This is a genomic window from Paenibacillus sp. LS1 (assembly GCF_026013365.1).
GTDB lineage: Bacteria > Bacillota > Bacilli > Paenibacillales > Paenibacillaceae > Paenibacillus.
Map to the genome: position 1 here is coordinate 2,015,888 of NZ_JAPDOE010000001.1, position 19,916 is coordinate 2,035,803.

Annotated in this window: 21 protein-coding genes; 1 reads left to right on the top strand and 20 read right to left on the bottom strand. The window is 44.9% G+C overall.

Annotation, left to right across the window (positions count from 1 at the left end; genetic code table 11):
* Positions 1–133 precede the first annotated feature (133 nt).
* The 8 genes from OM416_RS08725 to OM416_RS08760 form a co-directional block, all read right to left on the bottom strand.
* Positions 134–1,456, bottom strand: a complete 1,323-nt coding sequence (locus tag OM416_RS08725) for an LLM class flavin-dependent oxidoreductase (RefSeq protein ID WP_264928521.1) — start codon at positions 1,454–1,456, stop codon at positions 134–136.
* Positions 1,457–1,486: 30 nt separating this feature from the next.
* Complete coding sequence (locus OM416_RS08730; RefSeq protein WP_264928523.1) at positions 1,487–2,716, bottom strand: MFS transporter; 1,230 nt, start codon at positions 2,714–2,716, stop codon at positions 1,487–1,489.
* 215 nt (positions 2,717–2,931) lie between these two features.
* Complete coding sequence (locus OM416_RS08735; RefSeq protein WP_082762834.1) at positions 2,932–3,375, bottom strand: GNAT family N-acetyltransferase; 444 nt, start codon at positions 3,373–3,375, stop codon at positions 2,932–2,934.
* 248 nt (positions 3,376–3,623) lie between these two features.
* Positions 3,624–4,523: an ROK family protein gene (locus OM416_RS08740; protein WP_264928526.1), complete on the bottom strand. Its 900-nt coding sequence runs from the start codon at positions 4,521–4,523 to the stop codon at positions 3,624–3,626.
* A gap of 22 nt (positions 4,524–4,545) precedes the next feature.
* Positions 4,546–6,024, bottom strand: a complete 1,479-nt coding sequence (locus tag OM416_RS08745; RefSeq protein WP_264928528.1) for a glycoside hydrolase family 32 protein — start codon at positions 6,022–6,024, stop codon at positions 4,546–4,548.
* 25 nt (positions 6,025–6,049) lie between these two features.
* On the bottom strand, positions 6,050–7,657 hold the full coding sequence (locus OM416_RS08750; RefSeq protein ID WP_264928530.1) for an ABC transporter substrate-binding protein: 1,608 nt from the start codon (positions 7,655–7,657) through the stop codon (positions 6,050–6,052).
* A 55-nt stretch (positions 7,658–7,712) separates the two neighbouring features.
* A complete protein-coding gene (locus tag OM416_RS08755; protein ID WP_264928532.1) occupies positions 7,713–8,594 on the bottom strand; it encodes a carbohydrate ABC transporter permease in 882 nt (293 codons plus the stop codon).
* A gap of 16 nt (positions 8,595–8,610) precedes the next feature.
* Positions 8,611–9,471 carry an ABC transporter permease gene (locus OM416_RS08760; RefSeq protein ID WP_223200008.1) on the bottom strand — a complete coding sequence of 287 codons (861 nt, stop codon included), beginning with the start codon at positions 9,469–9,471 and terminating at the stop codon, positions 8,611–8,613.
* A gap of 541 nt (positions 9,472–10,012) precedes the next feature.
* Here OM416_RS08760 and OM416_RS08765 point away from each other — a divergent pair.
* Positions 10,013–11,089 (top strand): LacI family DNA-binding transcriptional regulator, encoded by a 1,077-nt coding sequence (locus OM416_RS08765; protein WP_264928534.1) that lies wholly within the window; start codon positions 10,013–10,015, stop codon positions 11,087–11,089.
* Positions 11,090–11,166: 77 nt separating this feature from the next.
* Here OM416_RS08765 and OM416_RS08770 read toward each other — a convergent pair whose 3' ends face one another.
* The 12 genes from OM416_RS08770 to OM416_RS08825 all read right to left on the bottom strand — a co-directional run bounded on the left by OM416_RS08770 (position 11,167) and on the right by OM416_RS08825 (position 19,875).
* A complete protein-coding gene (locus tag OM416_RS08770) occupies positions 11,167–12,090 on the bottom strand; it encodes a hypothetical protein (RefSeq protein ID WP_264928536.1) in 924 nt (307 codons plus the stop codon).
* A 212-nt stretch (positions 12,091–12,302) separates the two neighbouring features.
* Positions 12,303–13,121, bottom strand: a complete 819-nt coding sequence (locus OM416_RS08775) for a purine-nucleoside phosphorylase (protein WP_062835781.1) — start codon at positions 13,119–13,121, stop codon at positions 12,303–12,305.
* A 150-nt stretch (positions 13,122–13,271) separates the two neighbouring features.
* Positions 13,272–13,442 carry a hypothetical protein gene (locus tag OM416_RS08780; RefSeq protein ID WP_264928539.1) on the bottom strand — a complete coding sequence of 57 codons (171 nt, stop codon included), beginning with the start codon at positions 13,440–13,442 and terminating at the stop codon, positions 13,272–13,274.
* A 198-nt stretch (positions 13,443–13,640) separates the two neighbouring features.
* A complete protein-coding gene (locus OM416_RS08785; RefSeq protein WP_264928541.1) occupies positions 13,641–14,642 on the bottom strand; it encodes an endo-1,4-beta-xylanase in 1,002 nt (333 codons plus the stop codon).
* A 242-nt stretch (positions 14,643–14,884) separates the two neighbouring features.
* Positions 14,885–15,232, bottom strand: coding sequence for a hypothetical protein (locus OM416_RS08790; protein WP_264928543.1), 348 nt, complete (start codon positions 15,230–15,232; stop codon positions 14,885–14,887).
* A gap of 135 nt (positions 15,233–15,367) precedes the next feature.
* Positions 15,368–16,243 (bottom strand): aminoglycoside phosphotransferase family protein, encoded by an 876-nt coding sequence (locus OM416_RS08795; protein WP_264928545.1) that lies wholly within the window; start codon positions 16,241–16,243, stop codon positions 15,368–15,370.
* A 37-nt stretch (positions 16,244–16,280) separates the two neighbouring features.
* Positions 16,281–16,760 (bottom strand): DinB family protein, encoded by a 480-nt coding sequence (locus OM416_RS08800; RefSeq protein ID WP_264928547.1) that lies wholly within the window; start codon positions 16,758–16,760, stop codon positions 16,281–16,283.
* A gap of 30 nt (positions 16,761–16,790) precedes the next feature.
* Positions 16,791–17,327, bottom strand: a complete 537-nt coding sequence (locus tag OM416_RS08805) for a GNAT family N-acetyltransferase (protein WP_264928549.1) — start codon at positions 17,325–17,327, stop codon at positions 16,791–16,793.
* Positions 17,328–17,826: 499 nt separating this feature from the next.
* Positions 17,827–18,309 (bottom strand): hypothetical protein, encoded by a 483-nt coding sequence (locus OM416_RS08810; protein WP_264928551.1) that lies wholly within the window; start codon positions 18,307–18,309, stop codon positions 17,827–17,829.
* Positions 18,309–18,830 carry a cysteine hydrolase family protein gene (locus OM416_RS08815; protein WP_264928553.1) on the bottom strand — a complete coding sequence of 174 codons (522 nt, stop codon included), beginning with the start codon at positions 18,828–18,830 and terminating at the stop codon, positions 18,309–18,311. The genes OM416_RS08810 and OM416_RS08815 overlap by 1 nt, the downstream gene beginning before the upstream one ends.
* A 35-nt stretch (positions 18,831–18,865) precedes the next feature.
* Positions 18,866–19,288, bottom strand: coding sequence for a hypothetical protein (locus tag OM416_RS08820; protein ID WP_264928555.1), 423 nt, complete (start codon positions 19,286–19,288; stop codon positions 18,866–18,868).
* A 41-nt stretch (positions 19,289–19,329) separates the two neighbouring features.
* A complete protein-coding gene (locus OM416_RS08825) occupies positions 19,330–19,875 on the bottom strand; it encodes a GrpB family protein (protein ID WP_264928557.1) in 546 nt (181 codons plus the stop codon).
* Positions 19,876–19,916: the final 41 nt, after the last annotated feature.

Genomic DNA, 19,916 nt, shown 5'->3' on the forward strand with positions numbered 1-19,916 from the left:
AAAGAATAGCCTAAAAAAAATTCCCCTCCAAATAAAAAACGATGGAATCAACCGCTGCAACAGCGTTAATCCCATCGTTTATGGTTGGTAAGGTTGTCTACATCACGAACTGTATCAAGCACTAGTATTGTGTTTATCTCACACGCTCTAACGTATGCCGGTTACGCGGAATCTCAAGGCCCAGATTACCACGCAGCGTATCCTGCTCATATTCCGTACGGAACAGCCCCCGTTCTTGCAGAACCGGAACAACTAGCTCCACAAAATCTTCCAAGCCATTGGGCACCACGGTACGAACATTGAATCCGTCTGCCGCTTCACCTTCAAACCATTCCTGAATCTGATCTGCGATCTGATCCGGTGTACCAATGAACGATGTACGCGGGGTAGATGCCAGCAATGCCACTTGGCGCAGGGTCAGCCCCTGTTCCCGTGCCTGCTGCTTAATCTTGTCTGTTGTACTGCGGAAACTGTTGCTACCGATCCCCCCAATCTCGGGAAAAGGTTCGTCCAGCGGGAACTGGGAGAAGTCGTAATGATCGAAGTAACGTCCCAGATAATTCAGCGCCTGATCCATACTCACCAGTTCGGCAATTGCCTGATACTTCTGCTCAGCCTCTTCCGCTGTTCTACCTACAATGGGACCGATGCCCGGGAAGATCAGGATATCCGCTGCCTGACGTCCATACGCCACCGCTCTTGCCTTCACATCCCGGTAAAACTCCCTGGCTTCCTCCAGCGTCTCATGTCCTGTGTACACAGCATCCGCCGATCGGGCAGCCAGATCTTTACCAGATTCGGATGAGCCCGCCTGGAAAATCACCGGATGACCCTGCTTCGAACGCCCCACATTAAGCGGACCCTGTACCGAGAAGTGCGCTCCCTTGTGATTCAGCGTATGCAGCTTGGCAGGATCGAAGAATACGCCCTGCTCCTTGTCTCCAACAAAGGCATCGTCCTCCCAGGAATCCCAAAGGCCTTTGACCACATTCAAATGCTCTTCCGCAATTTCGTAGCGTAGCGCATGGTTTGGATGTTCGCCTTTGCCAAAGTTCAGTGCCGATCCTTCCAGAGGTGAAGTGACCACATTCCATCCGGCTCTCCCACCACTTAATTGATCCAGTGAGGCGAACTGCCGCGCGACCGTGAAGGGTTCACTATATGAAGTAGACAATGTAGCAACCAACCCAATGTGGGAAGTTGCCCCGGCGAGTGCGGACAGAAGCGTCAGGGGTTCGAAACGATTGAGAAAATGAGGATTGGACTTCTCGTTGATGAAGAGGCCATCTGCAATAAAGAGCAGATCGAACTTCCCTTTTTCCGCGATACGTACTTGCTTCTTGTAGAATTCCAGACTAACGCTCGCGTTAATGGGAATATCCGGGTGACGCCAAAAGGAGATGCTGTTCCCCACTCCGTTCAGATTGGCTCCCAATTTCAATTGTCGTTGCGACATATATATTCCTCCCCATTTCATTGTGAGTGTTCACTTCTTCATATTCGTTCTGCCTGAGTCTACAGCCATGCGTAATCCGGGTTTACCCGCCTGTTTCAAATCACTTACCCGGACTGCCCAAGCTGCTCCCAGCAATACAATCCCTGTGAATAGAAAAATAAACGGAATGCCGATCCATCCACCGAGAAAGCCACCGATTAACGGCCCAAGCACGATACCGAACTGACTCGCCGTCTGACTCAGACTGACAGCCCTCCCACGAAAATCGTGATCAGCATATTTGATGATCAGCGCATTAAGCGCCGGATAAACCGCGGCAAAGAATAGACCATAAACAAATCGCAGGCTACCAAAATAAATCAGATTATTTGCTGTCATTTGCAGCAGACTGCCTATCCCACCGCCGATCAGACCGATAAACAGTGTTTTTTCGTACCCTATCCTTCCACCAATCTTGCCCCAGCGCGGACCCATAATGACGGTTGCCACACCAATCGCCGAGAAGACAATACCTGCACTAAGTGTTGCACTGCCGATATCTCCGCCAATCTGCACGACATAGAGCGTCAGCACCGGTTCGATGATAAGTACAGAGGTCGAAACTAGCAGAATCAAACCGTAGATTCGCATCAAGCCGGGCGTGGAAGCCGCTCTTTTCAAATCCCCTATGATCCTCGTTGGAACGATCGTACGAGCTTGTCGTGACTCCTTAACACCGAGGACCATCAGAGCCGCGAGGAACGTAATGACAGCTGATGCAATGAAACATCCCCGCAGTCCGATCCAGTGACTCAACACACCACCGGCAAGAGGACCAAGAATCCCGCCTGCAGCGCTGGCCGTGGAGATCATACCAAGTGCATAACCCACGTGTTTTTCCGGAGTATTGGTGCCAATCAGTGTAATCGAGGCAGGATGAAAACCAGCCATGAGTCCCTGAAAGATCCTCACCGCGATAAACGTATATGGATCGTAAACAAAGAAGTTAGCCAGATGTGCAATACCTAGCCCCACTCCTGAACGGACAAGCATCAGTTTGCTGCCATATTTATCAGCCAGTGATCCCCAGAAAGGTGCGCATAATCCACTGATCAGAAAGCTGATGGAAATGGAAATCCCCGACCAAGCTTCTAAGCCGCTCTGGATACCGAGATCATTTTGCAGGAATATAGGAAAGAACGGAACGGACAGCGAGTACGCCATATGATTGAAAAACAGGCCGAACCACAGAATATACAGATTTCGCTTCCATTGTGGCATCTTGGCATTCTCCATACTATATAATTCCTATATAAAAAGTAGGTTATTATCCATATTAGGGTAACGTCATCGGAAAGTATAATAGAAAAGTTCAATAGACCCATTCAAGAATTAAATGAATGGGTCTGTTATATAACTTGAACTAAAGATTTTACACTGAACACTCCGTTCCTGTGTAAAAGAATAGTTCAACTTATATAGATGTACAGTAGAAATTACTGAACTTGAACGGACATGAACACATCGACCTCATCTTCACTGTCCAATATAAATCCAAATCGTTCATACAATCGCCGAGCGGGACTTCCCTGCAATACATTTAAAATAACCTGTTTCCCCTGAACTTCATCCTGTTCTAGCAACATGCTCAGTACCTGCGTTCCTATTCTCTGGCCTTGGTAATCGGGATGTATGTAGAAATGTTCCAATAGATATGCCTCAGACTTGGGCTTCAATGCTACACAACCTACCATGGAACCTTCCACTTCAATAATCCTCGTATGGGAAGGGTCGAACGTATTTCGAAAACGTTCACGTACTTTCACATCATCGTATCTCCCCAGCCTGGTTAGATCATCGTACAGTACTAACGCCCGCAAATCGGCGAGTTGCTCTTGGTCTGCCTGTACAGCTTGACGCATTGTTATATGGTTCTTCATTGGTTAGATTCCTTTCCATTCGAGACGCGTTAGATTTTGAATGTCTTATCGCATGATGGGGATAGGACATTAAAAATCATACCTTTGGCAGCTCACTTGAGCAACATCGGATTTTAGAACGCACTTTTTTTTCAAACATATTAAACTCCTCAAAAAATAAAAAAAGCCCAAAAAGGACGGTGCAGTCTTGCTTATACAAATAAGCGAACGGCAACCGTCCCTTCTGGGATGTAGATTATTTAAGAAAACTATGAAACATGTGAAGCTTGTGCTGCATGTTGCAATGCTTCCAGACCCAATGCGAGCGCACCACACAGACCTGCATGCTGGCCCAATCCGGGCTGGACGATATATTGGTCAATATGTTGCGTAATTGGGGCTGCATTCACATAACCATTCAGACTCCGTACAACACGCTCCCGGATTAGTCGAAACAGCTGATCTTGCTGCATTACACCACCGCCCAAGATGATCTTCTGCGGCGAATGAAGCAGGATGGCTGTGGTGATCGACTCCGCAATATAAAAGGATTCCATCTCCCACGCCGGATGATCTGCGGGCAGTTCACTGCCGGGACTTTGCCAACGTGCTTCAATGGCTGGTCCTGCAGCCATCCCCTCCAGGCAATCGCCATGGTACGGGCATAATCCGGCAAAGTGATCGTCTGGATGGCGTCTTGTGCGAATATGTCCACCCTCCGGATGTAACAATCCGTGTACTCGTTGGCCCCCTGCTACGAGTCCAACACCAACGCCTGTGCCAATCGTGTAATATACACAGTTATCCAGTCCTTGCCCCGCTCCCCACGTCACTTCGCCAAGCGCGGCAGCATTCACATCCGTATCCCATCCGATAGGAACCGGAAATTCACGCTTCAAGGTTCCAACCACATTACAGTTCTCCCAACCTGGCTTAGGTGTAGTTGTAACGTATCCATAGGTCGGACTATCCGGTTGCAGATCAATCGGACCAAAGGAGCCGATCCCCAGGGCTTCCACATCTTTATCCCTGAAATAGTCGATCACCTTGGCAAGAGTGGTCTCCGGATGTTCTGTTGGAAAGCTGATCCGATTTTCCATCTGTCCATGTTCATTCCCTACACCACATACAAACTTCGTTCCGCCCGCTTCTATGGCTCCAATACGCATCGTTCTGCACTCCTTCCCTTCATTACAATTGACCTTTAGCCTTGGTCGGTGAGATCTGATAGATATGAAGTGAAGAGAATAGCAGATCGCTATTTTCGGCATGAACAGAGATGCCTTTGGAATCCACATCCGGATAGATCAGATCCGTAATAACGGCCTGACCATCATTCGCAAATACCTCCACAGATGAATGATCTACAAAGATACGCAAACTTTGATTCCCATTTACCTCTTTTAACTCAGCTGCATGTTGGCCCAGGAAATGTTCATGAAAATCGCCGATACCCGATCGACTACGATCGATATACACTTCACATCGGTTGGCGTCTACGCCAACGACCGTTTCGTTGTCAGCTCCGCTTCTTAAGGCAAAATGGAACGATTGATTCGGAGCCCACTCTGCATGGATCTCATAGTTCACTAGCTGCAAAGCAATCAACTGCTCACTCACTTGCTGAATCGAAGCATCCTGTAGGGACAATACTGGCGTACGGGCTTGCTCAAGCTCACGCGCAGGACGTTGAATCAGGATAACCTCTCCGGCTCTTGTCTCCAGTGTCAGCTCCCGTGCAATGGTCATTGCTCCACGGTAATCATTGGTCGGCGTTTGATTGGCATACATCCAGTTGCTCATCCACCCCATAAACAGGCGCCTGCCGTCTTCAGCCGGAATGTCAGACCAACTAACTCCCGCATAGTTATCCCGGCCATGATCAATCCAGCGAATCGTATAGGATGCTTCATCTGGGACAAATGTTCTTCCATCAAAATCTCCGGTAAAATATTGCGTTCTAGAGCCTTCTACAAAAGCGGGATCTGCACCAATGCTAACGAGCATCACCCATTTCTCTTGCCCTGAATCTCCATCCACTGCAAGCGGGAACAGGTCCGGGCATTCCCACACGCCATCATGTGAACCGATCCCTTCGCCAAATTCACTTCCTAGCGTCCAATCCTTCAGATTGGGAGATCGGTACAGACATACCGTTTGACCACAAGCGATAATCATAACCCATTCCTTGGTCTGCTCATGCCAGAACACTTTGGGATCACGGAAATCGACAAAGGACTCATGCTTTAATACCGGATTACCCTCGTATTTAATCCAGGTTCTGCCGCTGTCTTTGCTATACGCGAGACTCTGGGTTTGTATGGCATCATGGTCTTTAACTTCAAGATGGTGGGTGAAAATAGCAACCAACCCCGGCTCATCGTCGAACAGTCCTGAAGTATTGTTCCAATCCACCACCGCACTGCCGGAAAAGATCATGCCATGTTCATCCGGTGCCAGAGCTACAGGAAGTTCCTCCCAAGTGACAAGATCTCGGGTTACCGCGTGACCCCAATGCATGGGGCCCCATGTTGTTCCATGTGGGTGATGCTGATAGAACAAGTGATACTCCCCATTGAAAAACACCATGCCGTTCGGATCGTTCATCCACTTTTCTTTCGGTGAGAAATGGTATTCGTTTCTGTAATCATGTTTAAGCATTGTCGACATTATGGTTTCTCCTCCACACTTTTCTTTATTGGTTATTACGATCATACCCGGCTTGTTTAATCTGTAGCCATTCTTGTAACCCAAGGCGATCCAGCTCTTTCAGGTAAGCATCCCATTCCTGATCTACTTTCCCGTTCTGATACCATTCTGTACGCAGACGTAACACGTAGGCGAAAAGATCGGTCTCAATCGTGGACAATCGATCCAGTTCATCAATGGAGAAGAACACACTTGGATATACGTTCTCCGCTTTCATATGCGGAACCATAACCTTGTCGAGAAGTTCCATGCGCCAAGCCGCATCTTCCGGTTTGGTTGTGTATTTGTCATAATAACTGTCGAGAATGGCCAATGGTCCTGCGATACTGGTTTTTTGTCTGAGTTCCACAGGTGCAGATCCTTCCAGCGGAAGATGCTTCAGCATCCCTTTGGCTTCATCGAATTCAAAAATATTTTGCTGACTCTCATCTCCATAGGTACCCCAGTTGTTCTGCACAGATTGGAGCGGATCGTACAATTGGTCTACCCACTTCGCTGTGGATTCCAGGTTTTTATTGCTGCTGGTAATGACCATGCGACCACGATCAAGGCCAATACCATTTGTTCTTGTGACATTAACTTCGCCGTTAGGTCCAGCAACCGGAGGCAGAACATCGTACGTCTCATTCATGCCTGTAATGTTGGCCTTATCCCAAGTGAAGTACATGCCGTACTTGTTGTCCTTGCCTTTCGCAAGATACGTGTTCCAATCCTGCTGATACGACTCGACATCGACGAGACCTACCTGAACCAGCTCATGAATGTATTTAACCGCTTCCTCGTAACCTGCATCTGCTGCTGTAAAGACCACTTTTCCTTCATTGGTCACCACCGTATGGTCCCAGTTCTCTCCCAGTCCAAATGCCGCAAAGAGAAATGTCAGATCTTCTCCGCCAGGCTTGTTAATGAAAGATAACGGAATTTCGTCAGCCTTACCGTTGCCGTTCGGGTCTTGGGTTTTGAACGCAATCAGCACTTCTTTCAGTTCTTCGGTTGTTGTTGGCATCTTCAGTCCGAGCTTGTTCAGCCATTCCACATTAATCCAGGGCAAGTTATCCACTGCCTGAATCCGTTGTTTGCCACTTCCGAGTTCTTCAATCCATGGGAATGAATAGATATGTCCGTCTGGAGCCGTGATCATGCTCTTGTATTCGGGAGCTTCCTCAAGTACTTTTTTCAGATTAGGCATATATTGTTCAATCATATCTTCCAGTGGAATGATGGCCCCATCCTTCGCCAGTTTCAGGAGATCATAATCCCCGTAACCTGCATCAAAAATAGCATCCGGCAAATCACCGCTGGCGACCGCCAGGTTTCTTTTTTCCGCAAACACATCACTCGTATAGTTCTTCCAGTTGATATGCACATTGGTTTTCTCTTCGAGTCGCTTGTTAATCAGCTTGTCGTTCGGATCAGCGGGAGCCAACGGAGAGCTCTGTGTGATAAAATTTAATGTCACTTTGCCATCAGGTGATTGCGCCTCACTTGCTGCGCCGCCTCCACCCCCGCCACAGGCGGTTAGAAAGAGCATCGCAGATAACATGGAAATGGATGCCGTTGTAACGGCTTTTCTAGACTTGTTCACTTTTTTCATAATAATGACCTCCATGAGTTGGATTAGATCAACTTACTGTATCGCAGGCTGTTCACTATTTGAGGGAACCGACCATGACACCTTTTTCGAAATACTTCTGGAAGAACGGATACATGATGATGAGTGGCAGACTCGAAATGACAATCGCTGAGTATTTAATCATCTCGGAGAGCCGTTTCAGTTCTGCCATCGCAAGCTGATCACTGATCATGCCCGGTGCAGCCTGATTCTGAATCAGAATGGAGCGCAGAACGAGCTGTAACGGATGCAGGTTCGGATTATCCAGATAGATCATCGCATCAAAATAGGAATTCCACTGCCCAACGAACGCATAAAGTGCGAGTACAAAAATGATCGGTTTCGACAACGGAATGACGATCTGGAAGAAAATCTTCATCTCAGAAGCACCATCCACGTTTGCAGCTTCTTTCAGCTCCCGAGGGACCCCTTTGAAAAAGGTTCTGGAGAGAATGATGTTCCAGACGTTAACGGCTCCAGGGATGATGATCGCCCACACCGTATCCAGCATGCCGAGATTACGTATGAGTAGATACGTAGGGATTAATCCCCCGCCGAAGAACATTGTAATGATAAAGATAATCATGAAAAATTCACGTCCCGCGAGCCTATCATCCGACAATGCATAACCTGCAAATATGGATACGGTCACGGTGATCAGTGCAAAGGAAACCGAGTACAATACCGCATTCGCAAAGCCTCTAATCATGGCTGGATTGGACAAAATCATCTGATATCCGTCCAGACTCCAGTCCGATACATTGAAGGACAGTCCACGATTCAGTAGCACAGTGGGGTCCATGAATGAGGCGATAACAATATAAATCAGGGGAACAACCACAACCAGTACAGCACAGGTGAGAAAAATGGCATTGAGTGTGAGGATCAATCGATCCATTCCCGTGTGTTTAACAACCATGGATAATACTCCTTTCCTAATAGAGGCCTTCGCCTTCATTCAATTTCTTCACAATCAGATTCACCGTCACCAGCAAAATCACATTGATCACCGAGTTGAACAATCCAACTGCCGCAGAATAAGCGTAATCTCCAGACTGTAACCCCACCTTGTAGACATACGTGGCAATAATCTCGGAGGAAGGCAGGTTCATGGACGTCTGCATCAGATAGGCCTTCTCAAATCCAATGGACATAATGCCACCCGCTGCAAGAATAAAGACGATAGCCATAATTGGACGAATCGTTGGAAGGTCTATGTGGCGAATACGCTGAAGGAGATTGGCTCCATCCAGATTAGCCGCATTGTGAAGCTCTGGATCAACATTGGCTAAAGCTGCGACGTAAATGATCGAAGCCCAGCCCGCTCCAGTCCAGATATCGGACAAAATGTAGATCCAGCGGAAATATTCCGGTTCAGACATGAACATGATTGGCTGACCTGTAATCCATGTGGCTAATTGATTAATCGGCCCTGTCGGTGAGAGGAAGATGAACAACATACCCACAACCACAACAACCGAGATGAAATTGGGTGCGTACAGAAACAATTGAATATTTTTCTTGATGCCAGCTTTGCGTACCTGATTCAGCATGAGTGCCAGTAAAATGGGCACCGGGAAACTGAATATCAATCCCAAAAAGCTGAGTTTAAGCGTATTCATTAAAATGATATCAAAATTGGGTGAAGCTATAAATTTCTCGAAATGCTTCAGTCCTACCCAATCACTACCCATGATGCCTTTGATCGGACTGAAATCCTTAAACGCAATGATGGCTCCGTACATCGGAATGTACTTGAAGATAAGAGTCAAGATTAAGGCCGGTGCAAGCAACATATATAAAAAGTAATTTTTCTTGAGTTGCTGCAACCTATGCCCGCTTGTCGTCCTCACTTTCAGTACCCTTCCTTCGCCCTTTTTGCTGTCGGCTATGTTATCCAACACGATACCCCCGTTCATTCTAGAAGTTGACAATTGTTTTCAGTAAGGGCTTTCAATATTTACAATTGCCTATTTAATAATTTACAATTTATCAGGTTTCAACGGATTTAGTCAATACATTTTGTAAAAAAATATTTGTGCATTTGATCATTTTATTTTTGCATTAATGTAACTAAAAGGGATTAAATTTGCATATACACAGCACTCAATCGTTAATACAAGTATAGATATTTCCAACATCATTACTGTAATAGATTATTATTGTTACACTAGTTAACGAAACTTCTGGAACAATTATGAAAATGAGATTCGACCATCTAAATGTAAATACAATTGTGCATTTGTAAAACAGAGATTGCTATTTGTTCCGTTCTATTATACATTTGACTTAGAGAAGATTATGGATGACTATTGAGGATTAGAGGTGAAGCATTAGATGGCTAAGGAAAAAGTCACGATACAAGACATCGCTGATGCTTTGGGGATCTCCAGGAACACGGCTTCCAAAGCATTAAACGATAGCGGAAACATCCCGGATGAGACCCGAAATCGTGTAATTAAAAAAGCAATTGAACTTAAATATAAGCAATTCGCCTACATGGAAAATGAGCTTGTTCTAACGAAGACTCCGGGCAATATCGCCCTGTTAACTGAAAACCTGCCGAATACATCTCACTTTGGTTCGTTGTTGATCAGCGGTTTGGAGAAAAGAATTAGTGCGGAGGGATACAATCTCTCGATTCATATCGTGCGCGAAGACGATCAAGATACGCTTACACTTCCCAACAATTTTGATATTGCTAAAATAGACGGCATCATTTGCATTGAATTATTTGATCTGGAATACACTCAACTGATTACCGATCTGGGCATCCCCACGATCTTTATCGATTGCGCTTCCAACATATGTTATCCTGAATTCCAAGCAGATTTGCTCCTTATGGAGAATGAACATAGCATCTATCAGATAACCAAAAAATTAATTAAGAGCGGCTGCACAAGTATCGGATTCGCGGGAGATTACAATCACTGCAAGAGTTTTAATGAACGATGGGTTGGATATCATCGTGCGATGCTGGAGGCGGGGTTGCAGGTGGACCTGTCTCATTGCATCCTAGATAATGATCGCCTGTGTTTCTCCAAGCCAGGATGGTTGAACCAGCGAGTGGCAGAGCTGACTTCCTTACCTTCCGCTTACGTATGCGCTAATGATTTTATTGCGGTCGATCTAATCAGGGCTTTGAAAGCGAGAAATGTTGCCGTTCCACAGGATGTAGCCATATGCGGATTCGATAACGCACCCCAATCCCGAATTATTGAACCTCCGCTAACGACGGTTCATATTTACAGCAACGAAATGGGCATTAAGGCTGCAGAGATGCTATTATCTCGAATTAAAAACCCGACACAACCGTATCAGGTCTCGCATATTGTGACCAAACCCATCATCAGGGAGTCCACGCCAGCAATCATGGATGATCATTCTCAGATGGTTCATAGTTCCGTAAAATAAAATAACCGTATGTCTCACGAGTAACAGCTCGTGAAGCATACGGTTATTTCAGGTTTCGACTCGATTGCATGGAAATTCTATACTTCTCGTTTCTCCTCAGGAGCATATAGGATTCGTTGATAATCCGCATCCTTGGTGTCCATGTCACCCAGATACATACGTTGGTGTTCAGGCACGCGTTCGTAAGTTTCCTTCAGTCTCGCTCGATTGAACTCACTCGGGTCCTCCAGATACATATGATAGGCATGTCGGCATTCCTCTGAAGTAGATCGTTCTCCCTTAAGTTTCCTGTGCAGATCCAGTAACTCCAAATATTTATCTTCGGCCTTTTCCGCGTAGATTTCTTCCGAGAACGTAACTTCCCCCAAATCAAGTATCGAGATCACGGTTGGCTGCTTTATGGTTGTGAACAAGATTCCTTCCCTGAACCAAATTACAAGTTCATCCATTGAGGCCTCTACGAGACTCGGCAAATTATAGATGGCTACCCTGCCATCCTCATATACAACCATGTTAACCAGATAATTCAGCCCTTCGTATTTCATGAAAATGGAGAATCCGTCTCCTGTAATCGTTTGATAAAACAATTCTTGTACGACTGCAAAATCAGTCGCTTTGGGCGAGTGTGACACTCTTCTTGCATCCATCAGTTGCTGCTGACGTGGTGTGATTTCATATATATTATGAAATTCCGGATTGAGCACCCTGATCTTATGCTGAATATGTCCATAATAGCTGTTATTGTTATATGTCCAGTTCGCCTGCTCCACTCGGTAGGCACCCAGCCCATGAATGGAAAGATTCTCGCCGTTTGGTACATCAGGGACTAGCCACTGATCCTCAATCTTCTGCTTCAATCCCTTCAGATCTACCAACTCCCAGCAATTGACCATCCCGTCTTCATAGATCTGTACCGAAATGAGAAAATGCTGTCCGCCGTTATGTATAATGCCAGGGGTAGTCGTGCCCTCAATTTCTCTCGTTCTTCTAATCTTTTGCATCCATAACACCTCATTTTTTTTCCCATCATTCATACGTTTATACATATATGCACTCATACGATCATGTCTTTCAACTGTACGATATCAGAGATAGGAAATACAAGGGAGCGCATGACTATCTTAACTTGTTAATTCCATCATTTTGCCAAAACAAAAGCACTGCCCCACGGATAAACTCCGCATAGACAGTGCCCCTTGCAATAATCTCGTGATTAGATCTCTTTCAAGATACCTTTCACAAGTCCGATAAAGGTTGTTTTCACTTGCGCAGCCACTTCAATGACTTCGTCATGACTTAACGGCTGATCGAGAATACCACAGGCCATGTTGGTCAAACAGGAGATGCCCAGTACCTTCATACCGCCATGGATGGCAACAATGGCTTCAGGTACCGTGGACATACCCACTGCATCCGCACCCATCGTACGAATCATGCGAATCTCGGCTGGTGTCTCATATGCCGGACCACTCCACCATGCATAGACACCTTGCTGCAGGCCAACATTCTGCTCTTCTGCAACCTTCAGGGCAATGCTGCGCAGTTCGCGATTGTATACCTGTGATACGTCTGGGAAACGCACACCCAGTTCGGCGTTATTCGGTCCCATTAACGGGTTATTACCTACCAGGTTAATATGATCTGTAATGAGCATCAGTTGGCCCGGCTCAAAGCTTGTGTTGATCGCTCCGCAGGCATTCGTGATAAGCAATTGCTCGACACCCAGCGCCTTCATGATGCGAACCGGGAATGTCACTTCATCCAGGGTAAAACCTTCATAATAATGAAGACGCCCCTTCATCGCTACAACCGTTTTGCCCATCAGTTCCCCAATAACTAATTCATTGGCATGACCGATGGCCTCCGATTGGGCGAAATACGGAATCTCTGTATACGGAATAACGGTCGCATTTTCAATCTCGTCCGCGAGCGCACCCAATCCCGAACCCAGAATCATGCCTACGGCAGGTTTGGTATGGATTCGGTTTAATATGTAATCTCTTGCTTCCTGAATATGTGCGGATTGATGCATAATGATATCCTCCTGATGATCTGAATTGAGTTAACGAGGTGCTACTCATCAAGTGTAATGAACAATGGTCTTGATGTAAATGGAAGCTGTTCTATATACAATAAAAAAACGACCCTATGCTCCAGAATCGCTATAAACCATGGACATACCCTATTCCAATGTATATTTTGTTCTACTTTTCATGTAATCAATTGTCATGATCAGCAACAGCATGAATGTAGCAAACATCAGCGGTTTGGCAAAAGTACCTTCTTCAAAGATAAAATAACTAAATGTAAAATTTCCGGCAAAAGTAATTAAATAGTTTCGGATGTAATCCATCTTCTCATCTCATTTCAGGAAAGAATTTGGTTCACCATTTCTTCAACCCTATCACATAATTCCATTTAATACCATATTTTTATCATCCACACAAATCAACGCCTCGATCATGCACGAGATAGCCCTACTGTATAATCTATATCGACTACAGCAAAAAATCGGCCACATCGTGACCGATTCTCTCCACTTCCCTGATGTTCAGGTCATAGGGTTAATGATACGCCAAAATGATTCCTTAGGCTGGAACTGTTGATCAAATACAAAGGGCCAGTTTTTGCGTCCGCGTACCGGAAAATGATCCAGCCAGGTATAATTGTCCGCTACTCCCCAGAATGTCACAGAGGTAATGGAGGATTTATACTCACGGAACAAATCGAAGATTTCTTCATAGCGACGCTCCTGCAACTCGGCCATTTCCAAAGTGGGCGTAGTGAGATCGGTCCGACGATCCTCATAACGAAACACCGACAAGTCCAGCTCGGTAACATGCAACTGTACATCCAGTGAAGCGTATCGTTCAATAGCCATCCGGATTTCTTCAATGGAAGGACCATGGATATTCCAGTGTCCCTGCATGCCGATTCCATGTACAGGTGCTCCCTTATCCAACAAAGAACGAACCAGATTGTATATTTTCTCCCGTTTGACCGGATCCGTCTCATTGTAGTCATTATAGAAAAGAAGTGCATTGGGATCAGCTTCATGAGCCATACTGAACGCTTGCAGCAAATAATCTTCCCCCACCAGCTCTAACCACTTCGTGTCCCGCATGAACAGGTCGGTCTTATCTTCAACAGCTTCATTGACAACATCCCACGCATATATTTGCCCCTTATACCGACCTACTACCGTATCAATATGTTGCTTCAAGCGAGATAATAACAGCTCTCTGGAAGCGGGAGCACCTGAGGTATCCTCAAAGACCCATTTCGATGTTTGATTATGCCAGACCAAAGTATGTCCGCGAACCCCAATCCCTTGGGCAACAGCAAAATCAACAATTTGATCCGCCGCCTCAAATGTATACCGATCCTCTTCCGGGTGAATTTCTTCAAATTTCATCTGATTTTCAGCCGTGATGCTATTGAAGTGTTTGGCGATGAAATCCCCTTCGGACTGCAACATTCTAGTATGTACAGCAGCACCTATTTTGAACGTGTCGGCGTACGCAGCATGTAGTGATGGAATTTCGGTTGGCATTTACAATTCCTCCCTGCCCATTTTTATTCATCATATCGTTTTCTGAATACGCTTACAATGAACAAAATATACTTCTTCCCCCTCATATTTAACTATTTATGAGCCCGGACCCTGTGCGCAAAACAAAAACACCTCCAGGTTCGTTCCACTGCTTACGGCAACAGAACTATTTTCTTGGAAGGTGCTTTGTGATAATTGATGGTCCGTCTAATTCAACTCATGTACGAATAGGGTATGACACATTACAACTTGTCCACCTGTAACAAGGTCACCTGTTTCACTGTGCATGCCGGGCTGATCTGATCTTCGGACAGAATGTTCAGCTTGATCAGGCTTTTCAGCTTATGGCTATCTACCTTGGACAACAATCGCCAGATGTCCGGGTCTGGAAGAGAAGCATACAGCTTCTGATCATCGTATTCCTTCCGGTTCTGAAGCACTGTTTTCACCGTGTAACCACCAACTTGCGTCTCATAGACCTCTTGTTCTGCACAATATGCCACAATTTCATCTCGTAGTACAGACAACTGCTGCTCAATATCTTTTTGCTGTTGCTTCAGTTCAAAGTAAGTTTGCACTTTCTGCTCCATATCGATCACGCTCCTCTATTATCATAGGTATGCGAGGATCGCTGGTTTAGGACAGGCTGTTTATTTTATTTGAGAAACGTGGTCTTTCTATTACTTAATTGTATACTGTCGTTATTGTGTATCCCCGTATTAAGATTACAGCAGATGTTCATTCAAATATGGATTATGGACAACCATGCTGTGAACCCTTTCCATTACACCTGGCCCCATGGGTACATCCCCAACGCGCCTTAACAGAATCCAGCGCAGACAAGCTATAGCTTCAAAAACTCGCTCCTCTTCAAGCGTGTACTCATAACTTGAAGAACGTGCAAATTGAGCGCGATACACCTCGCCGTAACTTTCCCCATTATAGATGGTGATCAGAAACACAGACCATGCTATATCGTATCTTGGATCACCGTACTGCCCATTAGTCCAATCGATGATGGTGTAATGGTCGTGCATCTCAAGAATGTTTCCCAGATTATAATCGCCATGAATCAAGCGGTCCTGTCTGATCTGGACCTGCTGGATCAAGTTTGCCAGAAGATCATTTATATCGTCATGTAACTCAATTTGAGGAAAAAAGTATTGAACAAAATCGTACCTGAATATGTATTCTTCATCTTCTTCTCTAGTACCCACTTCATTCACCGGATAACGATGGACCTCCATTAACCGTTCAGCCAAATATGTCAGTTTGGTTTGTGTCAATTGGGTAACCGGTTCACCATCATAGCTTGTTAACAGCACTTGATTCTGTTGGTCGACTAATCCCCAACCGTAGGGCTTAGAAACACGAATTCCACTTTGATGAAGCTTAGACAATAATCGATATTGTTTGGCGATATCCGGTTTAGAATCCTTGTCCCAGACTTTCAATACGTACCGCTGATCTTCCATTTCGATTCTCATCACACTCGCTTCCAGTCCAGGTGGCAAGGGAATGATCTGAACCTCCTGTTTAATCACCTGCTGGATACGTTCGTCCAGTTCTATCCAATTCATCCGGCTAAGTTGAATCGTCATCGTTCTCCTCCTTCCATGTTATGACAGCATCTCCCTGTTAATCAGGTATGATTAGGCCTTTGCCAATGACGTTGGCGGATACTGGCTGTTTGCCCAATTCTCTGGCCCATACCGACAGCTGTCCCATATGGTGGATCTCATGGGCGATCACATGTCGCATAACTTCTCCCCATGAATCTGTAGCGACCTTGCCAGCTGAGCGTTGATCGACATAAGCTCTTTTTTCCATACTCGAATTCCAGGCTGTAACAAATGCCTCCACATCAGGACGTAACTTGCGATCCAATTGCCTTACCGCCTCAAGGTTCTGGTAGTTTGCAAAATCTTCTGCATCATCCGGTTTGCCCTGAAGTGACTGAAGCCAGCTCCACTCTACATCAATGATATGAAACAATGTTTGTAATATGTTGCCTACTCCACCTGTGCGAGGCCGCAGTAATTCTTCAAGCGGGACATCTGCACACCACGCATACCATTGCTCACGCACCATCCAGTTATAACGAAAGAATGTTTCCATTGTTTATTCCCCTTTATCGGCTATGTTTTTTCAGAGAGATTTGATCAATTCTGTATCGGCAAAGGTATCATCCGAATGTTCATGATCACCATAAATTCCGCTAATCTGATTAAATCCGGATTTGATCCAGAAACGTAATGCAGGCCAATTTTTGAGCGCCACGTTAATTCGAATTTCCTTGTAACCAAGCTCGGAAAAGTAGAGAGTTAGTGCCTGAATTAATTCTTGTCCATATCCCTGCTTCTGGATCTCGCTCTGGATATATATAAATTCGAGATAGATCGAATCCTCGGAGGGATACCCATGGTATACACTTAACAAACCAATATAGCGGTCATCCTCATTCGTGCGAATGGATTGAATTCGATAATTCTCCAGCCTCCCTCCCGGCGGAAGGTGGCCTTCTTCAAAACATTCTTTCACATAATTCCGATCATGCTCTTGTCCATCCCATTGATGCAAGTACCGACTGGTCTCATATATGGACTCAAGTTCAGGAATATCGGATTCTTCCACATTCGAGACAATAAGTCGGTCTGACTTCCATTCTACTGGAAGTTGTTTCATCGTAATCACTCCATCTTTATATTCTATATAAGTTAAACTATTGAATATTTACACTGGCCACTCCGATGACAGAACAACCTTCCGATCGCTGTTATCCCAGATTTTTTTGATTCATTTTATAATGGGAAAATTCGGGGATAAAGGCGAACACTTCGCTTCTTCAGGTTTTTTTCTGTCCTCTCCGTTTCGAGTAAATATTCAGTTAATTTATATAGTTAATCTCTTTTTTATATACAAGATCACATGAATACCTGTATAAATAAGCAGAACATTGAACAAATATAGAAGTACATTTAAAGAGATGCCAGATATAAACCAGATTGTTCCGTCAGAATTAGCATAATGATAATTCGTAAAGAATCGGATCGGGAAACCATACTCTGTTCGGAGCGGTCCATCCTCAGTATGTAAAGTTCCAGGAATACATAGGATGGCTAATACAGCAAGCCAGGCTGATAGATTAAGTATTCTTTTATGGATTTTCAATGTATTTCTCCCCCTACTCATCCCTAACAGGATCTTCACCAAAGTATGTCCCCTCTAGCTTTTGATCCATAAAATCTCTTAAGTCCTTTTGATCAACTATATATCTCGAACTTCTATTAAATCTGCTTTTTCTGGTTACAATAATCTGTTTCCGATTGTATTGAATTGTAATTTCAGCGTTATGCTTTAATCTCAAAGCAATTCCTGCACTTATGCTTCCTGTGACATCATCTACTGGTATTTTGGCCGATTCCGGAGCTGCATTCAGCCAGCCGACTATACGGCTAATGTCTTCTTTACTTAACGTAACATTGTCAATGCTAACGTGTGCTCCACCGTCGCCTGTCCTGGTGTACACGGCTATGCTCATCTCTGTGCTTATCACTTGATTTCTTGAAATCGGCTTAGTTGGATCTGGATTACTCGTGATTAGAAAATACAGAAACATGATTGCCACACCTATGAAAAACCAGAATCGCCTACGTTTTCCTAACATTACAGCGCATTCTCCATATCCATCACGTTGGCAAACAGTCTCAGTACCGTATTGTGATGTTCAATAATCTGCTCCGCTTGAAGTGTCTTTGAATTCCATGTGCTGTGTGCATCTCGAACCAGATTGACCGTGTAACCCAGACTGTACGCTCTGCGGCAAGTCGTGTCTACACATACCTCAGTCTGCATACCCGCGAGAATCAACTCCGTCACGCCGTTTTCTTGCAATTTCAGATGCAGATCGGTTTTGTGAAATGAATCCGGTGTCTCTTTTTCAATAACGAGGTCACCAGCTATAGGTGCAATGGACGGATGAATGGCCCACCCCGGAGTTCCTCGTTCCAGTGGACTGCCTGCCCCTTCGCTGTGTTGGATATATATGATGGAATGGCCTGCTTCACGAGCCTTGGCAATTAACATCTGGATTTTCTGAAGCAATCGTTCCCTCTGATACACAGGATCAGCTTCATCAAACATCGCTACCTGTACGTCAATGATTAGAAGTGCACAATGCGTTGTCATCTTGTTTTCCTCCTGACGAATCGATTTAATACTACTCAACTCTTTCTTCTTTGTATCTTTAACAAAACTTCCAATCCCATATCGATCAGCACAAATAGAATAGCAGCAAGAACACCAAATAAGGTCAGAACTAACGTCTCTTTGAAATTCAAAATTTCTTCTCCTGTGCCCATGAGCACATAATAGATACACATGCCCAATACTCCAGCACATGCATAGCCCAATATCCTCGTACTTAGATACAACACATGATTAGCGAATTGTATTCGGCTGAGCAGATAGTCCAGCAATATCGATAAAGGTAGCCCAATCAATAGGATTAACGGAGTCGCATATACCAGATAAATAACAATGTAAAAATCAAAACTGTAGGATTCATTCATCGATATGAGACTTGCAGCCAAAGTAAAACAAATGATAGTTAGAACCGTCGTCATCAGCTTTCTTCTAATGTCCATCTCACCACTCCAAGCAAGTTATCTCTACCGATTATATCTGCTCATGCGTCAGATTTTGCCGGTTGCCATCCGATATCTTGAGACCAACGATGTGCTCTCTGTAATATGCTCCACACCATTGGCCCTTTTCCTTCAACATATTTGGGACGTTGATCTTTATACAATGACATGAGTCTGTGCTTTTCTTCTGCATATTTCAAACAATCTTCTGGGTGCTCCCTTAAATAGTCTCTGAACAGCAAGGTCATCTGCTCGGAGAAACTGCCTGCCTGTCTAACGTGTACATGTATCCTTCTGCTTCCGGGTTCTTCACGAAAGTAACGTTTAGTCTTATCTGGATTTTCTGCTCTGAATACAAATCCGACTGTTTCGATCTCACGTTTGTAGTCCAACAAATTTTCATGCTGGGAAACAGATATTTGTATATCTATGATGGGTTTGGCATCTATTCCAGCAATTGAAGTGGACCCAACATGGTCAATCCGCACGGCCTTTTCTCCTAACGCTTCTCTTAATTTCGAACTCGTTTCGAGAAACAAAACAGGCCATGCCGGATCATACTTTGCAATTCTCCATTGATCTTCCATGCAACTCCTCCTTGGTTATTCAATCTAGCTATATAATTAAA

What these genes read in the sequence shown, in the direction of transcription:
- OM416_RS08725 (WP_264928521.1), bottom strand. Translation starts at nt 1,456, where the DNA reads ATGTCGCAACGACAATTGAAATTGGGAGCCAATCTGAACGGAGTGGGG.
- OM416_RS08730 (WP_264928523.1), bottom strand. Translation starts at nt 2,716, where the DNA reads ATGCCACAATGGAAGCGAAATCTGTATATTCTGTGGTTCGGCCTGTTT.
- OM416_RS08735 (WP_082762834.1), bottom strand. Translation starts at nt 3,375, where the DNA reads ATGAAGAACCATATAACAATGCGTCAAGCTGTACAGGCAGACCAAGAG.
- OM416_RS08740 (WP_264928526.1), bottom strand. Translation starts at nt 4,523, where the DNA reads ATGCGTATTGGAGCCATAGAAGCGGGCGGAACGAAGTTTGTATGTGGT.
- OM416_RS08745 (WP_264928528.1), bottom strand. Translation starts at nt 6,024, where the DNA reads ATGTCGACAATGCTTAAACATGATTACAGAAACGAATACCATTTCTCA.
- OM416_RS08750 (WP_264928530.1), bottom strand. Translation starts at nt 7,657, where the DNA reads ATGAAAAAAGTGAACAAGTCTAGAAAAGCCGTTACAACGGCATCCATT.
- OM416_RS08755 (WP_264928532.1), bottom strand. Translation starts at nt 8,594, where the DNA reads ATGGTTGTTAAACACACGGGAATGGATCGATTGATCCTCACACTCAAT.
- OM416_RS08760 (WP_223200008.1), bottom strand. Translation starts at nt 9,471, where the DNA reads ATGTTGCTTGCACCGGCCTTAATCTTGACTCTTATCTTCAAGTACATT.
- OM416_RS08765 (WP_264928534.1), top strand. Translation starts at nt 10,013, where the DNA reads ATGGCTAAGGAAAAAGTCACGATACAAGACATCGCTGATGCTTTGGGG.
- OM416_RS08770 (WP_264928536.1), bottom strand. Translation starts at nt 12,090, where the DNA reads ATGCAAAAGATTAGAAGAACGAGAGAAATTGAGGGCACGACTACCCCT.
- OM416_RS08775 (WP_062835781.1), bottom strand. Translation starts at nt 13,121, where the DNA reads ATGCATCAATCCGCACATATTCAGGAAGCAAGAGATTACATATTAAAC.
- OM416_RS08780 (WP_264928539.1), bottom strand. Translation starts at nt 13,442, where the DNA reads ATGGATTACATCCGAAACTATTTAATTACTTTTGCCGGAAATTTTACA.
- OM416_RS08785 (WP_264928541.1), bottom strand. Translation starts at nt 14,642, where the DNA reads ATGCCAACCGAAATTCCATCACTACATGCTGCGTACGCCGACACGTTC.
- OM416_RS08790 (WP_264928543.1), bottom strand. Translation starts at nt 15,232, where the DNA reads ATGGAGCAGAAAGTGCAAACTTACTTTGAACTGAAGCAACAGCAAAAA.
- OM416_RS08795 (WP_264928545.1), bottom strand. Translation starts at nt 16,243, where the DNA reads ATGACGATTCAACTTAGCCGGATGAATTGGATAGAACTGGACGAACGT.
- OM416_RS08800 (WP_264928547.1), bottom strand. Translation starts at nt 16,760, where the DNA reads ATGGAAACATTCTTTCGTTATAACTGGATGGTGCGTGAGCAATGGTAT.
- OM416_RS08805 (WP_264928549.1), bottom strand. Translation starts at nt 17,327, where the DNA reads ATGAAACAACTTCCAGTAGAATGGAAGTCAGACCGACTTATTGTCTCG.
- OM416_RS08810 (WP_264928551.1), bottom strand. Translation starts at nt 18,309, where the DNA reads ATGTTAGGAAAACGTAGGCGATTCTGGTTTTTCATAGGTGTGGCAATC.
- OM416_RS08815 (WP_264928553.1), bottom strand. Translation starts at nt 18,830, where the DNA reads ATGACAACGCATTGTGCACTTCTAATCATTGACGTACAGGTAGCGATG.
- OM416_RS08820 (WP_264928555.1), bottom strand. Translation starts at nt 19,288, where the DNA reads ATGGACATTAGAAGAAAGCTGATGACGACGGTTCTAACTATCATTTGT.
- OM416_RS08825 (WP_264928557.1), bottom strand. Translation starts at nt 19,875, where the DNA reads ATGGAAGATCAATGGAGAATTGCAAAGTATGATCCGGCATGGCCTGTT.